Origin of the sequence: Bacillus sp. AFS088145, from assembly GCF_002564465.1 — a bacterium.
Lineage (GTDB): Bacteria > Bacillota > Bacilli > Bacillales > Bacillaceae_G > Gottfriedia.
In genome coordinates this window covers 114,920-132,166 of the sequence record NZ_NUUX01000009.1, presented here as the reverse complement: position 1 = coordinate 132,166, position 17,247 = coordinate 114,920, and the positions used below count along the sequence as shown (strand labels likewise).

9 protein-coding genes are annotated in these 17,247 nt (G+C 32.0%); 2 read left to right on the top strand and 7 right to left on the bottom strand.

The genetic code is table 11. The features are described 5' to 3' along the window. Window positions 1–351 precede the first annotated feature (351 nt). A complete protein-coding gene (locus COI44_RS06670; RefSeq protein WP_098427217.1) occupies window positions 352–4,500 on the bottom strand; it encodes a S8 family serine peptidase in 4,149 nt (1,382 codons plus the stop codon). 775 nt (window positions 4,501–5,275) lie between these two features. Beyond that, a complete protein-coding gene (locus tag COI44_RS06665; RefSeq protein ID WP_098427216.1) occupies window positions 5,276–6,535 on the bottom strand; it encodes a helix-turn-helix domain-containing protein in 1,260 nt (419 codons plus the stop codon). A 555-nt stretch (window positions 6,536–7,090) separates the two neighbouring features. Here COI44_RS06665 and COI44_RS06660 point away from each other — a divergent pair. Then, the gene (locus tag COI44_RS06660) at window positions 7,091–7,939 is read left to right on the top strand and encodes a MurR/RpiR family transcriptional regulator (protein ID WP_025672344.1); all 849 of its coding nucleotides are present in this window, start codon (window positions 7,091–7,093) and stop codon (window positions 7,937–7,939) included. A 60-nt stretch (window positions 7,940–7,999) separates the two neighbouring features. Here COI44_RS06660 and COI44_RS06655 read toward each other — a convergent pair whose 3' ends face one another. Beyond that, window positions 8,000–8,608: a TetR/AcrR family transcriptional regulator gene (locus COI44_RS06655; protein WP_098427215.1), complete on the bottom strand. Its 609-nt coding sequence runs from the start codon at window positions 8,606–8,608 to the stop codon at window positions 8,000–8,002. Between the two features lie 182 nt (window positions 8,609–8,790). Between COI44_RS06655 and COI44_RS06650 the strand changes: the two genes are divergently transcribed. Next, the gene (locus tag COI44_RS06650) at window positions 8,791–9,981 is read left to right on the top strand and encodes a YhgE/Pip domain-containing protein (protein ID WP_098427214.1); all 1,191 of its coding nucleotides are present in this window, start codon (window positions 8,791–8,793) and stop codon (window positions 9,979–9,981) included. Between the two features lie 52 nt (window positions 9,982–10,033). Here COI44_RS06650 and COI44_RS06645 read toward each other — a convergent pair whose 3' ends face one another. The 4 genes from COI44_RS06645 to COI44_RS06630 form a co-directional block, all read right to left on the bottom strand. Beyond that, the gene (locus COI44_RS06645; RefSeq protein ID WP_098427213.1) at window positions 10,034–14,206 is read right to left on the bottom strand and encodes a S8 family serine peptidase; all 4,173 of its coding nucleotides are present in this window, start codon (window positions 14,204–14,206) and stop codon (window positions 10,034–10,036) included. A gap of 436 nt (window positions 14,207–14,642) precedes the next feature. Beyond that, window positions 14,643–15,464 carry an MBL fold metallo-hydrolase gene (locus tag COI44_RS06640; RefSeq protein WP_098427212.1) on the bottom strand — a complete coding sequence of 274 codons (822 nt, stop codon included), beginning with the start codon at window positions 15,462–15,464 and terminating at the stop codon, window positions 14,643–14,645. Window positions 15,465–15,617: 153 nt separating this feature from the next. Further along, entirely contained in the window at window positions 15,618–16,094 is a 477-nt protein-coding gene (locus COI44_RS06635; protein WP_098427211.1) for a YbaK/EbsC family protein, read from the bottom strand. A gap of 81 nt (window positions 16,095–16,175) precedes the next feature. Further along, a complete protein-coding gene (locus COI44_RS06630; RefSeq protein WP_483295469.1) occupies window positions 16,176–17,174 on the bottom strand; it encodes an MBL fold metallo-hydrolase in 999 nt (332 codons plus the stop codon). Between the last annotated feature and the right edge of the window lie 73 nt (window positions 17,175–17,247).

Below are 17,247 nucleotides of genomic sequence, written 5' to 3'. Positions count from 1 at the left end.
GGGAGTTTGCTTTAAAAGGTAATGAGCAAAGAAGAAAGTGAACGTTTTAGGGGCAGTCTACGCGAGGCTATTTTGACTTCTCAGTTTGTGCTTTTCGATTGTTTCTTTGGACTTTACTTCTGTTTATGGGCAATTTATCTTTTTACTGATCCATGCTATTTCACTCAATTTATTTAATATGAATGGCTTTATTGCAGTTCCACCGATTTTATTTGCAGATTTGATTATTTTAATTGCAGATTTCGCTTTTTTAATTGAAGTTTTGACTATTTTATTTGCACTTCACAACTTCTTTCTACAACCTTAAAAAGGGAAGCCAGAATAACTGGCTTCCCTAATCTAAATCTTTTATTATTTGTCTAAACCTAACTCTTTTAAAATACTATCTAAAGTTGCACCTTTATAAGTAGTTTTTGGTTTTGGCGCATTATCAACAGTAGGATTTTGTAATCCAAAGTTTCGAACAACAAAGTCCATATCCTTTTTATCTACTACTTTATCAAAGTTAAAGTCTGCTGTAGCTTTATTAGTACCCCAATAAGTTTGTACAGCTAATGCATCTAAAACATCGATTACATCATCTTTATTAACATCTCCAGCTGCAGCAGTTGCTAAACTATATTTATACAATTTACCCACAGTTTCTCCACGAATTTCATATGATAAAACAACTCGTTGGTTCATCGTAAAGTGCCCAGGTACATCCACTGTTAATGTATAGGCATTTTTATCAGCTTTTATCCCATCAACATCATATGAACCATATTTGTCTGTAATTGGTGCTTGAGTAACTGTTTTTCCATCGTACGAAGCAACTGTTACTTTTGCATTGGCTTTACTTAGATCAATTGCATAATTCGTTCCACCTGTAACCGGATCTAAGCCACCTTCAACTTGTAATACACCTCTTATTCTCGAAACAGTTGGCTTTATTTTATATCTTTCCATATAAGTGTAGATATCTTTTGTCTCAACATTTGCTTGATCTATTGTTGTTGCATTCATATCAAACCAGTAAGGACTTTCATTAAGATACTTGTTATCTGTTTTAAGGTCAAAATTAAATAATGGTAAATCTTCCGGTAATGCTTTATCTCCAAAATATGTAAATGTAAATGTATGACTCGTTGGTGTAGTATTTACACTAACCTCTGCTTCACCATACTTTTTAACTGCATCATTTACAACTACATTCTCAATTGAAGCATAATTATAATTTCTCATTGTAATTTTAGTTGTCTTTAAATTTTTCACATTGTTCGAACGAACAGTGTAATTTACAGCTTCACCAGTCTTAAGAAGGTTTTTATCTGCTTTTAAATAGTAGTACGGTAAATTTCGATCCACAAATGCGACGCTTAACTTATTAGTTGCGTTAGCAGTAAAGTTTTTTGCTGCATCAATACCATAGAACGAAACTTCCAATGGTGCAGATTGTTTTCTCACTAGAATTTGGTCACTATAGTTTCCATTTTTATCTGTTTTAATTGGATTTGCAGGAAATGGACTATTATAAAACGAAACAACTGAGTTGCTTGATTGATCTACATCTAAACCTAATTTATTTGCTTGATCTGTTTCAGGGTCATTTAGATTAATATTAAAGTCGTATAAAAATTCTCCATTTGAATCAAACTGTTTATCATTATATTCAATTACCTTTTGGTCTAAAGAGTCAAAATTAGACGTCATAGTTGGTGGGGCTAAATCGTAAATGAAATCAGAAACTTTTGTGAACGTTTTTCCATTTTCATTTGTTCCAACCATCTTTAATTGATAATGACCTGGTTGCGCAAAGCTTGGTTCATTGCTAATTGGATTTTTCGAATCTCCTGTAAATGGATAGTAAATCGAATTAAATCCTCTTCCAATAAAATACGACTGATTATCATTTAAAGTGATTGGTGTAAATGATCCAACTAAACCTAGATCTTCACCTGTCTTTGGATCAGATAAAAGAACATCCAATGTCTTCATGTGAGATTTTAATGAGAATTCAAACCCAAGAAATGGAAATGAATTTGCTGGCCAGCTTGTATCAGTTGAAAACAATGGGTCAGCTTTAAAGAAATCGATTCCTTCATTAACAACACGTCCACCAAATGGAATTTGGTATTCTTCAGTAGGATCTGCATTATTTGTAAATACAATATACCCTTCATATGTGCCTTTTTCAGCTGTTTTTGGAATGTTTAGGCTAAACTTGATTGATTTAGAACTAACTCCATTTAACTTTACTGAAGTAGGACCAGTTAATGTTACATTATTTTTAGCCGCATCTAAAGACCCTCTAGTGCCCGTTTGGAATTTTACATTTACATTAAATGTTTTCGCTTTTTCACTTCTATTTTTCAATGTAACATTGCGAGATTCTGTAATATCTTTGTTATCAAATCCAATTGAACCAAAACTAAATCCACCGGTTAATTCTTTGATTGTTTTTTGTTTTCCATTAATGATTGTCGGTGTTTGATCTACTACTTGGAATTCTACATTTGAATGGATTGCTTCATATGCATCAACTCGACCGCTTCCTATCTCAAATACACTATAATCCTTTGCTAATGGATCAGCTGTATTCATTAAAATAGATTTTACATCTGCTGGCTCGAGATCTTTATTTGATTGAAGTAATAATGCTGATACACCAGCAACATAAGGAGTAGCCATTGAAGTACCTGATAGTCGTGCATAAGCATATTTATAATCTTCAGGTTTTGAGCCGTCAACGTTTTTATCATTTACATAAAATGGAACGGTTGCTAGTATTGATACTCCTGGTGCTGTGACTTCCGGTTTGATATCATAATTGATTCGTGAAGGACCTCTTGAACTAAACCCTGCTAATTCATCAGATACTGTTTGGATTTTCTTGAAATCACCAAATGTGAACTCTGATTTTCCATCTTTTAATGCTGCAGAAATTACTGAACCCTCTTCAAATGAAACTGAGAATGAAGGGATCGCATTCATTGATTCACCAAGGAATGTCTGAATTGCTCCCTCTGCCTTGTTTGCTTCATCGTTAGCCATGATAACACCCACAGCACCTTGAGCTTTGGCATATGCAACTTTAGAGTCTAATGTATAAACTCCTCGGTTCATGAATACAAATTTTCCTTTTACATCTTTATTTTTATAACCAGCTGGATCTCCAAGTCCTACATCGACTAGTTGAACCGATTTCTCTTTTAAAGCTGATAAATCATCTTTATAGTTTTTCGTTAATTGTCTTAGATTGTAATTTTTACCATTGAGTACTCCGGCATATTGATATATATCAATTGCAACAGATGAGGCACCAACTGTTAAAGCTAATGCAGCTGATCCTGGCGAACCTAATGTATACATTTTGTCTCCATCATTGCCAGCTGCAACAACTGTCGTTACCCCACTTAATACTGCGTTGTTTACAGCGATAGAAGTAGCATAAAGTGGATCATTTAATGATGCTCCAAGTGACATGTTAATAACATCCATGCCATCTTTCACTGCTCTATCAATTCCTGCAATAATTCCTTCACTTGTTCCGCTACCATATGGACCTAATACACGATAAGAATAAAGATCTGCTTCTGGTGCAGCACCAACAGATGAATACTCACTATCAGCTACTCCACGCCCACCGATAATTCCTGCAACATGTGTACCATGTTCAGTATAATAAGTAGAACCGTTTACTTCCGGTTGTCCTGATTTCTTCCAATCCTCATATGTTGTTTCCATCGGATCATTATCATTATCGACAAAATCATATCCGCCTTTATATGCGTTTTTTAAATCTGGATGGTTATAATCCATACCTGTATCTAAAATACCAATTTTAATTCCTTTACCTGTATAGCCTTCTGCATGTAGACGATCTAGCTGATCATAAGGTGAATAGTTTGCAACATTAAACTCGTCTGCTTTTAATTGTTCGTTTTCTTGATTTTTTGCGGGCGGATCAATTGAGAATTTCTCATTACTCCAAACTGTTTTTACTGCTTTTGATTTTAATAGATTCTTAATTTGATTTGCTGGTAGTGTTATCGAAACACCATTGAATGCATGTTTAAATGAACGATTAATTTTATAATCTACCTTTTTACTTTTTGTATTTGTTAAAACTTCCCCTATATCTTTTGTAAAAGTAGCATGGTCTTGATCAATTAATTTTTGTGCATCAGTTGTTGTTATTGTTTTCCCTTCAACACTCGCCTCAATTTGAGCGACCTTAACTGGTTTATTGGCAAACTCTACAATGACATTCGTTTGTTCAGTAGAGTCCAAATTAATATCTGAGGAAACTTGTAGCCCAGATTCTTCACTAGTAGAAAGCTGCTTAAGAGCTGCTCTTTGTTCTGAACTTAAATTTGCCAAAATATCTTCTACCTTACTTGGACTTGCTGCATTTGATACATTTGTTACTTGTCCAAGAGAACCTAAAATAAAACTAGATGATAAAGCTAAAACAGTAAAACTTTTTAGAACTTTACTTTTTTCTCTCTTTTCCCCCATTTTTCTTCCTCCAGTTCATTTTTCTTCTTAGTTTGCCTTTTACGTTAATTACTAGAATTAAGTTTTTTTGACAACTTCTTCTAGTTATCAACAAAATAGAATGACATTTGTCGTTTTTTTCTATTAATTATATTATTGAGAATTTTCTATATTTAAGCAATTGGGTTATAACAAACCTTGATTTATCAACGTTTACCAAAAACTCTTTAAGTAAATCGACAAATTACAACATAATTCCCCTTCTGAATAAACCAATTTCATGCAATTTCAATTCAATCTATTAATTTATTGGCCAATTACAATGAAATAAATTTCTAAAAAGACAAAAAAATGGAGCCATCTCAAATGTCAGCTTACTGACACGGGATGCCTCCTAAACGCTTCTGGAACAATTATTTTTAAAGTTCTTAGCCATGTTAATCAAAGTAGTGGGGTATCTCTGGCAGTAATTTTCATTTGTAATTGAGATACCTCTCTCTTTTAAGAAGAGTTTATTCGATACAGTAAGAATTAGGTTACATTAGCTATTTTTCCATTTAAAAATGATCTACTATTATACATCATCGGGTTCTTAATACCCCATCCTGTATGGGTAATTATTAACTTTATTTGCGATTTTCTTGGTTTTAATTGCAGTTTTGGCAATTTTAATTACGATTCTCTAATTTTAATTGCAGTTTTACTAATTTTAATTGCGATTCTCAGATTTTATTTGCAGTTCACCAAAAAAAGGGTACCCATATAAAGTTAGAGTTTTGGGACACCCTCATGTTTTTTACATGCTTACAAATGTATGTTCAATTGACTCATATAACTCGGCAGCTTTTTGATACTCTTTGATTTCTATATAGTATTTATATAATTTCTTACCAAACTGTTCGATATAAAATTTATTATTAGTAGAATAAAAGAATGGGAGTGCCTCATCCGATAGATATTGATAAAATTTTTCACGGGCCCCCTCAGCCTTAAGCTTAAATAGTTTAATCAATGTAATATGTACTGGGCTTTTTAACATTTTTGCTAATGCTAATGCTCTTTTCATCACACTAAGAAGTATCTCTTTTTCGAGTAGTGTGCCTTCCGTACATGTCTCTAAATAATTGCACAAACGTCTTAAATAATTGATTGATTTTTTATTTTCGGTTTCATTAATACTTTCCTCAAAATAATACAATGCAGTTTCATACTCTTCCCGCTTAAAGTATTTCACTCCGAGATTATTCAATAAAATGGCCTTTCGTTCGCGATCTCCTAATACTTCACAGTTATGAATCAAATCTTTATAGCGCTCTACAACTTCACTAAAATTCATTTCTAATTCACTACCGTACTGCAATAGCATAAGGCTTTCGGAACTAATTGCGAATAAATAGTTGTTAGTCTTCTGAAAGAACTTAAGTGCCATTTCGGCATATTTATACGCTAAGATTTTTGAACTTCCAAAATGATAGGCAATTGCTAGATGGTGATAATATTCTTCATTTCGATACTCATCAATATTAATCATCTTTAATACTTTAATTGCCTTTTGATGGTCTTCATTACTTAGGCTAGTATAGTTCGATATATAGTACATACCTTGAAGATGATAGAATAAATTTTTCTCGTAAGGAGATAAATCACTAAATTCTTTTTTCACATATGTAAGTATTTGCTTAACCATATCTAAATTTTGATAATGAAAATAATACCTTGCTCTTAATAAATTATAGTGGGCTGCATATTGTGAATAGTCAATAAAGGGCATTTGTTCAAGTTCTGCTTTACATTCTTCTATTTGAGCTTCTTTTTTCATGATTAATGCATCATGCCATAGATGTAATTTTTTCTCTAAATTATAAAAAGATTGCACTTCTTGATTAATATTGATTCCTAAACGATCTGAAAATAAAGCAATAATATCAGGTGAGTAAGCCGTCTTACCTCTTTCAATTTTACTTACATGAGTAGTTGTACATATACCTTCTCCAAGCATAGCTTGAGTTAACCCCATTTTTTCACGATAAAACTTTATGATTTCCCCCTCAATCATATGCACCCTCCTCTATCTCTATAAACATATTTATCTAACTATTCTTTACTAAATTTTAATATCCTTTTAAGGAAAAAACAATTAATGATTTTTACCTAATACTAGGAAATCCCCTTTCAAACTCAATACAATTTAACTAAAAAAAAGATAGGATTCGAAAATCAAATCCTATCTTAAAGACTAATTTATTATTTTTTATTCATTTCCAAAGACCTATTCAATCTACTATGTTAATTTTCAGCTTCTTTAATTAAACCATAAATAAAATTCCTTTATTGACTCTTTTTCATCACTTAACCCACTTATTTTGAAAATTTGCTATACTAAACATGTGTGAAAAAAATTTTTTTGACAAAAATGATAATATACGAAATAATTTTCACAAGAAAGGGTTTTCATATTATTATTAAAAAAAACTCTTTTTTCCTATATAATAATATTAAGCAAATAATAATGCTTTTCTAAATCTTTAAAATACAAATAATTTCAATTTAATACTATATTAAAAATTTATTTATTCTAAAAATCAATTTCCTGAGGAAAGGTGTAAAGAATATGGAACAAACGAACAGCTTAGGTAAAATTCGTTCTTATTATGCGCGATTAAGTGATAAAGAAAAAAAAATCGCTGATTATATATTACAAAACCCAAAACATATTATTCACAGTACGATTACAGAAGTAGCTGAAGACTTAAACGTTGCTGATGCAACTGTTTTTAGATTTTGTAAAAGGATTGGATTTAAAGGATACCAAGCGCTTAAAATTGCATTAGCAACTGAAATTATGACGCCGATTCAGCAAATCCACGAGGAAATTAACGAAAAAGATGATGAAATAACAATAGCAAATAAAATATTTCAATCTAATATTCGAACACTTGAAAATACTGCCCAAATTTTAGATGGTGCATCAATTAAAAAAGCAGTAAATCTTATATTAAAAGCAAATAAAGTTGAATTATATGGTGTAGGTGGCTCATCTGTTATTGCGATGGATGCCTTCCATAAATTTATTCGTACAGGAATAAAAGCGAACTCTTACACAGACTCTCACTTTCAATTGATGTCAGCTTCTCAATTGACAAAGGAAGATGTGGCAATCGTTATCTCACACTCAGGCTCAAATAAAGACATCCTTCGTATCTTGCAAGTATTAAATGAAAACGGTACCAAAACAATTGGAATTACAGGTTTTCCAAAATCACCTTTAAGTCAAAATGTGGATGTCTCGCTTTATACCTCTTCTGAAGAAACAGAATATCGACCAGAAGCACTTGCTTCAAGAATTGCGCAATTAAGTATTATTGATGCATTATACGTAAACTTAATGATTTTAAACTCTCACAAAGCTAAAACATCATTTGAAAAGGTAAGAACTGCAATATCAGAAACAAGATCTTAATATTATTAGGTAAAAAGATGTCTCAAACCAAATCTTAGACATCTTTTTTACTGGTATATATTATTTAGCAATTTGACTAACAAATTTCTTCATAAACTTCAAAAGCTTCATATGCATGATTGCCATTTCTTCAGGGGTAATCGGTTCTTCTTTTTCTAGCCATTGATCCAAAAGACCAAAGAATGCCGATGAAATAAATGCAGTTGTGTATTCATGTGGAATTTCAATCATGTATTCTTCTTCTAATAAATCCACTAGTTTTTCATAAATCGTCTCTTTAATATGTTCCTTCATTTTCTTTGGAAAAGCTGGATCACCTTTTGTACTGATTAAAATTTTTATAAATCTTTGATTTTCTTTTAAATAATGATATACATTAAGAATAGGTGGATAGACTATATCATTTGAATAAAACTCATTCATTTCTTTAGGCCTTATAAATATAAGTCGATCCTGTAATCCTTCCAATATTTCATTTTGACTTTTTTCCATTAAATCATATTTATCTCTGTAGTGTAGATAAAATGTACCTCGATTTAATCCTGCTTTTAACGTAATATCTCTAACTGAAATAGCTTCGAATCCTTTTTCTTCTATTAAATCTAATAACGTCTCTTTTATTAATTTCTTAGTTTTTGCAACTTTTAATTCTCTCAATGATTGAGTCACTTTAAAACCATCCCTTTTGAATTTAAGTTCTTACTAAACAAATTTATTAAATGTGTTTAGCAATGAACACATTTATATGATTTGCTTATTGTGATTTATTAAAACTCATTGTAATATCTTCACATAATAATAGTCAACACGTTGTTCAGTGATTTTATTAAAAGAATTAGGAGGTTATTGAAATGAACTTATTTAAACAAAAACAAGCTATATTAGCTCCTATACTAGTGTTACTTGTTGCAATTATTTTCAGTCTAACATTGGCATCGTCCGTTAACCCAACACCTAAAAATATTCCGATTGCAATTGTAAACGGAGATCAAGGAATCCAGGTTCCTTCAAAAGGGAATGTTAATATAGGTGATATGATGGTCACAAAAATAAATGCGCTATCTAAAACGAAAAATGGTGAAAAACCAGCTATTAAGTGGATTCAAGTATCAAGTGAAGAAAAAGTGCGCCAAGGATTAAATGACCAAAAATACTATGCTGCTCTTATTCTTCCAAATGATTTAAGTAAAAATCAGGCTTCATTAAAAACAGTAAATCCATCACCTATTACAATTAAAATTTTAGTTAATCAAGGTAAAAATGCAAATGGATCTACAATGGCTAGTCAAATGCTGACTCATTTAGTAGAAAATCTTAACTTAACTATTCATACTGAAATTTTCAATGAGTTAAAGAAAAACGTGAGCTCAATTTCAGTTAATCAAGCTGAAGTATTAGCAAATCCAATCATAACGAAGGTTGACAATGTAAATGCAATTGGAACACATACAGCAAATGGAAATGCACCAGTAAGTTTAATCACACCACTTTGGATGTCTAGTTTAATTGGTGCCGTAATCGTCTTTTTAGCGAAAAAGAAAACAGAAACATCAAATTCAATTAGTAAATTAAAAGTTATTTTTGAACAATTACTATTAGGAGTAGTCCTATCCTTCCTAATCGGTTTTGGTGTAACTTTAATGGCAAAGTGGATCGGCTTTACTCTTCCAAACTTTTTGGACGTTGCGTTATATTTAACGATTACTTATTTCTGTTTCCATATCCTAATTTCTGCTGTCATGTCTTGGATTGGCTTTGGTGGAGTAGGGATCTTTGCCCTAATCTTTTTCTTCTCGGGTTCTTTAATCGGAATGCCAAAAGAGCTTTTACCAACCTTTTCAAAAGACTGGATTTACTCATGGGTCCCAATGCGATTTGGTGCTGAAGGATTAAGAGAAATTTTCTATTTTAATAAAGAATTATCGATGAGTCATCCATTGAGTATTATTATTTGGATTGGTGTAATTTCCGTTGTCCTTTTATCATTATCTGCGTTTAAGCCCAAAAAAGAAGAACTAAATCAAACAGTAGTTATGAAATAAATTTAGAAATAGAACCAAAAAGGGAAACCGTATATAGGTTTCCCTTTTCTTATTACTGATTTAATCCTAAATCCTTTAAAATACTTTCTAAAGTCTTTCCTTTATAGGTTGTTTTTGGTTTTGGCGCATTATCAACTGTAGAATTTTGTAATCCAAAGTTCTTCACAATATAAGCAATATCCTTTGCATCTACTACTTTATCAAAGTTAAAATCGGTAGTATTTTTATTTGTACCCCAATATGTTTGGACAGCTGTTGCATCTAAAATGTCGATAACGTTATCTTTATTCACATCACCAGCTGCTGCCCTAGTTAAATTCCAATTCATTCTCTTCCCTATTAATTCACCACGTACGTTATCTGCTAAATTCATTTTTCGATACATTGTAAAATGACCAGGTATATCGACTTTCACAGTATAAGGTTTATTATCAGCTTTTATGCCTTCAGCAATGTATTGACCATTTTTGTTAGAAATTGGTGCTTCTACAGTCGTTTTTCCATCATAAGAAGTAACTGTTACTTTTGCACCAATTTTACTTTGATCAATTGCATAATTCATTTGACCTGTAGTCGGATCAATTGATCCTTCAGATAATATGGCTCCATCTACCCTTGATTGAGCTTCCTTGATTTTATAAGTTTCCATATAAGTATACACGTTACTTGTTTCTACATTTGATTGATCAATCGTTGATGACGTCATTGTATACCAATCAAATGGCACACCTTTAGTCCATTTCTCAGCTGTTTTTATGTCGAAATTAAATAATTTTAAATCTTCTGTCAAACCTTTCGTTCCATTATAAGTAAATGTAAATGTATAAAGAAGTGTACCCGTTGCAGTAGGTACTGATGACACAGAAACTTGAGCATCCCCAAATTGTTTTACTTCATCACTTACATCGACATTTTGAATAGTTGCAAGATTTGGATCAACTTTTAAATTGATTTTTGTTGTTTTTAAGTTTTTCACGTTATTTGAACGAACACTGTAATTTACAGTATCACCTGTTGTAACGGTTTGTTTATTTGGTTTTAAATAATAGTATGGAAAATTTTCATCGACAAATATGATTCTTAAATCATTCGACGCATTTCCAGTAAAGTTTCGTGCTGCATCAAATCCATAAAATGAAACTTGCAATGGAGTAGAACGCTTTTTAACTTTAATCTTATCCGTATAGTTTCCATTTTTATCTGTATACTTTGGCTTTGCTGGGAATGGACTATCGTAAAACGATACAACTGCATTGCTTGATTGATCAACCGGAATACCTAAGCCATTTGCTTCGGCAGTTTCAGGATCATTTAAATTAATGTTAAAGTCATATAAAAATTGGCCGTTTGAATCGAATTGACTATCTTTATATTCAATAACTTTTTGATCTAAATTATCAAAACTAGTTGTCATAGTTGGTGTGCCAGCGTCAAAAAAGAAATCAGCTGTTTTAGTGAATACCTTACCTTCTTCATTTGTTCCAATCATTTTTAATCGATATTTACCCGCTGTTGCATTATTCGGTTCGCCACTGATCGGATTTTTCGCATCTCCAGTAAATGGATAGTAGATCGAATTAAATCCTCTTGAATTCGTATAATTTTGATTTTCGTTCAATGTGATTGGTACAAATGAACCTACTAAACCTAACTCCTCACCAGTTTCTGCATCTTGTAACACTACATCTAATGTTTTCATATATGATTTTAATGAGTAACTAAAACTTATATAAGGATACGCATTTTCAGGCCAGTCTATATTATTGCCAAACATTGGATTGTTGATCTTAAAAGTATCAATTCCTTCATCAACAAAACGTCCACCAAATGGTATTTGATATGTTTCTGTTGAATCAGTTGTATTTGTAAAAGTAATATACCCTTCGTATGTTCCTTTTTCTGCAGTTTTTGGAATGTTTAAGTTAAACTTAATATTTTCTTGGCTATTTCCATCTACCTTTACAGAAGTCGGACCCGTTAATGTTACATTATTTTTAGCTGCATCTTTAGATCCTCTTAATCCAGTTTGGAAATTTACATCTACATTAAATGTTTTTACATTTTCACTACGATTTTTTAATGTAATCTTACGAGAATCTATAACATCTTGATCATCGAATCCATAAGATCCGAAACTAATGCTACCAGTTAATTCTTTCATTGATTTTTCTTTTCCATCAATAGTAGCAGAAGTTTTATCCACCACTTCTAATTCTACATTAGAATGAATTGCTTCATATGCATCTACTCGTCCACTACCTACTTCAAAAACGCTATACGCTTTTGACAATGGATCAGCAGTGTTCATTAAGATTGATTTAATATCCTCTGGTTTTAAATCTTTATTTGATTGAAGTAATAATGCTGAAACCCCCGCTACATAAGGTGTTGCCATTGAAGTTCCGGATAAACGTGCATAAGCATAATTATAATCTTCAGGTTTTAATCCATCAGCTGTCATATTATTTTCATAGAATGGTACAGTTGAAAGAATGGCTACACCTGGAGCCGTTACTTCTGGTTTAATATCATAGTTCCTGCGAGATGGACCTCTAGAACTAAATGTTGCTAATTCATCTGATGCAGTTTGTACTTTACTAAAGTCTCCAAATGTAAAATCTGATGCACCAGCTTTGATTGCTGCAGAAATAGCTAAACCATCTTCATTAGAAACAGAGAATGCTGGAACTGCATCCATTGATTCACCAAGATATGATTGGATTGCACCTTCTGCTTTATTTGCTTCATCGTTATACATTAACACGCCAATTGCACCTTTTGCTTTTGCATTTTTGATTTTATCATTTAGTGCAATCGTTCCACGTTTAATGAATGCAATTTTTCCATTTACATCTTTACCAGTAAAATCAGCAGGATTTCCTATACCTACATCAACTAACTGATATGTTTTTCCTTTTAAAGATGTCAAATTATCTGAATAATTTTGTGCTAATTGTCTTACTGAATAGTTCTTACCATTATTCACTCCTGCGTATTGGTAAACATCTAAAGCAATTGATGATGCACCTACTGTTAATGCTAAAGCCGCAGCTCCAGGTGAACCAAGCGTATACATTTGATTACCAGTATTCCCCGCTGCAACTACTGTTGTCACACCACTTAAAACTGCATTGTTAACTGCGATTGAAGTAACATACGTTGGATCATTAATTATTGCTCCAAGTGACATATTAATGACGTCCATACCGTCTTGAACTGCACGATCGATTCCTGCAAGAATGTCATCCGCTGTTCCACTTCCATATGGTCCAAGTACACGGTAAGCATATAGATCAGACTCTGGTGCTGCTCCTAACGTTTTATACTCACTGTTTGCTTTGCCACGACCACCAATAATACCTGCGACATGAGTACCATGTTCAGTGTAATATGCTTCTGAATTACTAACTTCAGGTTTACCAGACTTTTTCCAATCGGCGTAAGTTGTTTCCATTGGATCATTATCGTTATCAACGAAATCATATCCACCCTTATAAGCATCCTTCAAGTCTGGGTGATTATAATCCATTCCTGTATCTAAAATTCCAACTTTAATACCTTTACCTGTAAATCCTTCTTTATGTAAACGATCTAAAGCATCATATGGCGTATAGTTTGCAACATTTGCTTCATCTGCTTTTAGTTGATCATTTTCTATTGGTGGATCAATTGAAAACGTTTCGTTACTCCAAACTTTTTTAACTGCTTTGGATGTTAGTAGATTCTTAATTTGGTTTGCTGGTAATGTCATAGAAACACCCTTAAATGCATGTTTATAAGAACGATTAATTTTATAATCTACTTTTTTACTTTTTTCATTTTCATTTTTCAATACTTGAGCAACATCTTTTGTAAAAGTATCATGGACTTGATCAATTAGCGCTTCAGCATCTGATTTTGTTAAAGTTTTACCTTCTACACCCGCTTCAATTTGTGCTACTTTAACAGGTTGATTTACAAATTCAACAATGACACTTGTTTGCTCTGTAGAGTCCAAATTAATATCAGAAGAAATTTGAAGCCCTGATTCTTCATTCGTTGAAAGCTCTTTAAGAGCCGCTCTTTGCTGTGCAGTTAAGTTAGCAAGAATTTCTTCTGCTTTACTTGGACTTGCTGCATTTGATACATTTGATACTTGTCCAAGAGAACCTAAAATAAAACTAGATGTTAAAGCTAATACTGTAAAACCTTTAAGAACTTTACCCTTCTCTCTAATTTCCCCCATCTTTCTTCCTCCAGTTCGTTTTCAACAAAATAGCTAATACAATTAATTACAAAAATTATCTTATAATGACAAATTTCACTGTAATTAATCATTTAAAATGATTAATTTTCGTTCATTTATCTTACTTAAATTATCGTGAATATTCTGTTTTTAATCAAATGGGTTATTACAGTCCTTGATTTATCAGCATTTATTCCACTCGCAAAAAAATACGACGAAATTCTACATTTTTCTCAATGAAATTAACGTGATTTTTAACTATTTTAGGGATTCGTTTTATAATTCAATAAACTAATTAAAAATTAAAATATAAATAAAGATATTTATATATCTTTATTTACAAGCTAATTTAAACGATGGAATGTCCCAAAGAAAGTTTCTAAAACAAAAAAAGAACCAAACAGAGTTGGTCCTTTTTTCTTAGATTAACTGTCTTTTAAGTATCAAATAATATACCATCCAATGCTTCAATATATCTTTTAGCAGAATTATAGACAACAAGCTTTGCATTTTCTTTTACAATTCCATGAAATGCATTATAAATTCGATCAAATGTTAACTTCTCTACGGCTAATGATATTTCTTTTACTTTTTTTGCTGGTAATGGAATTAAATTAGGATAACTATACATAAAACTTACCCAATTTTGATCTGCAACTACTTGAATAATATCTCCTGTTAACAGTATTCCTTTTTGCTCATTTCCAGCTTTCCATTCTAATACTGCCCCACCTTTAAAGTGCCCGCCCAATCGGTGAATTTGAATTCCTTTGTTAAGCTCTAACGATTCGCCAGACCAAAATATAATTTTATCACTTTTTCTCGTAACCCACTCTTGATCATCTTTATGTATATATACAGGTACATCAAATCTTTCAGCCCATTCAATTTGACTAGAGTAATAGTGTGGATGTGATAGAGCAATCGCATTGATTCCTCCTAACCTCATAATTTCTTCAATCGTCTTCTCATCTAGATAAGTGACACAATCCCATAAAACATTAAACCCTTCATCCTTAATGAGATATGCAGTTTGACCAATCCCAAACTTAGGGCTCGTTACAATACTATATAGATTTTCTTCTTCAAAGCGAATCATATTTTGATAGTTCTGTTCTTTCAATGATTGTAATGTTGTCCAACTTTGACCATTTGGATTGATGTATTGTCTTTCTTCAGAACAAATTATGCAGTACTCAGGAGGATCAATAGACTTGTTATACTGAACGCCACAAGTCGTACAAATAAATTTGAACATTTACTTATTCATCTCACTTTCCCTTTAATTTATACTGACGTATTTCTTATGGATTTCAAGGTAAAAATTTCCAATACAAATAGACACATTTAAGTATAGTAAATCAAAAACTGATTTATTACACTTGAATGTGCCGAAATGATTTATGTTCCATTATTTAATTTTTATTACTTTACCTTTTGTCATTTCAATCAATTCATTAGGAGTTAACTGAAAAATTGCTTTTGGATGACCCGCAGCAGCCCATACTTCTTTATACTGTAATAGATCCTCATCAATAAACGTCATTATTTGGTTTTTATGACCGATTGGTGATACTCCTCCAATGACGAATCCAGTTTGTTCACGTACGAAATCAGCATCTGCTTTACCTAGTTTATCATTTAGTATTTTCTCGATTTTCTCCTCATTTACACGGTTTATTCCACTTGCTACTACTAGTACAGCGCTATTTGAGCTTTCTATTTTAAAAATAATAGACTTTGCTATTTGAGCCACTTCACAATTTAATGCATCTGCTGCTTCCTTAGCAGTTCTTGCGCTATTTGGTAATTCAATCACATTATTTGAATAACCTAACTCCAAAATTAAATCTTGTACGTTTTGTGCACTTTCTTTTAATGCTTCCACTAATATCACTTCCCTAAAAAATTGATTTTTTAATTATTCAATAATAAAAGGTACAATCCTGCTGTTTTTAAAATAAATAAACTATTTCCACCACATTGAATTAGGATAATCACCTGTACTTATATTAATTAATTCACCAATTTTAGGTGTTGAATACTTTACCCCATTTTCTATAGCAGCCTTCACAACACGTTCAATTGGGTCATTCCAGTCATGAAATGCTAATGTAAAAGCGCCAAAATGAATTGGAACAAGAACTTTACCTTTTACATCAATAAAAGCCTGAACTGTTTCTTCTGGTAGCATATGGATTGCAGACCATCGTTTATCGTATTGACCACATTCCATTAACGCTAGATCAAACGGTCCATATTTTTCCCCTATTTCCTTAAAATGAGGTGCATAACCACTATCTCCACTAAAGTAAATTTTCGTTTTCTCACTAATGATGACCCACGAACACCATAATGTACTGTTGCGATCAGTTAAGTTTCTCCCTGAAAAATGTCTTGCTGGAGTACAAGCTAATGTTAATTGATCAAATTTAAATTCATCCCACCAGTTATGTTCAGAAATACTCTCTTTCGGTACTCCCCAGCTTACCAAGTGACTCCCTACACCAAGAGGAACAATAAATCGATCAACTTTTTGTTTGATTTTTTTTATTGTACCGTAATCTAAATGGTCATAATGATCATGCGATAAAATGACAGCATCTATTTTTGGTAATTCATTGATCTCAATTGGTAAACCTCCACTATATCTTTTACCACCAAATTGCGGAAACGGGGTTGGTGCGTTCCCAAACATTGGATCAACTAAAATGTTTTTGCCTTCAATTTCAATTAATAGAGCTGAATGTCCAAACCAAGTAATTTTCGAATCTTTACTTTCTGAATGAAACCTGGAAACATCAATTCTCTCCATTGGAATTCCAGCTCTAGGAACACGATTCGGATTTTTCTTAACAAAGTCTCTAATCATAGAAATATTTGTTTTAAAATCCATACTCATACTCGTAGGGATTTGGTTTATAAACTTACCATTTTTATAATGATCTAAAGCATAAAATGACTCCATTTTATCCTTTGAATATTTCTTCCCAAAATGAGGATATGTATTTAAAAACATTATTATAATGATAACTAGCAAC

Coding starts and splice junctions, on each gene's coding strand:
- COI44_RS06670 (WP_098427217.1), bottom strand. CDS start 4,500: ATGGGGGAAAAGAGAGAAAAAAGTAAAGTTCTAAAAAGTTTTACTGTT.
- COI44_RS06665 (WP_098427216.1), bottom strand. CDS start 6,535: ATGATTGAGGGGGAAATCATAAAGTTTTATCGTGAAAAAATGGGGTTA.
- COI44_RS06660 (WP_025672344.1), top strand. CDS start 7,091: ATGGAACAAACGAACAGCTTAGGTAAAATTCGTTCTTATTATGCGCGA.
- COI44_RS06650 (WP_098427214.1), top strand. CDS start 8,791: ATGAACTTATTTAAACAAAAACAAGCTATATTAGCTCCTATACTAGTG.
- COI44_RS06645 (WP_098427213.1), bottom strand. CDS start 14,206: ATGGGGGAAATTAGAGAGAAGGGTAAAGTTCTTAAAGGTTTTACAGTA.
- COI44_RS06640 (WP_098427212.1), bottom strand. CDS start 15,464: ATGTTCAAATTTATTTGTACGACTTGTGGCGTTCAGTATAACAAGTCT.
- COI44_RS06630 (WP_483295469.1), bottom strand. CDS start 17,174: ATGGAGTCATTTTATGCTTTAGATCATTATAAAAATGGTAAGTTTATA.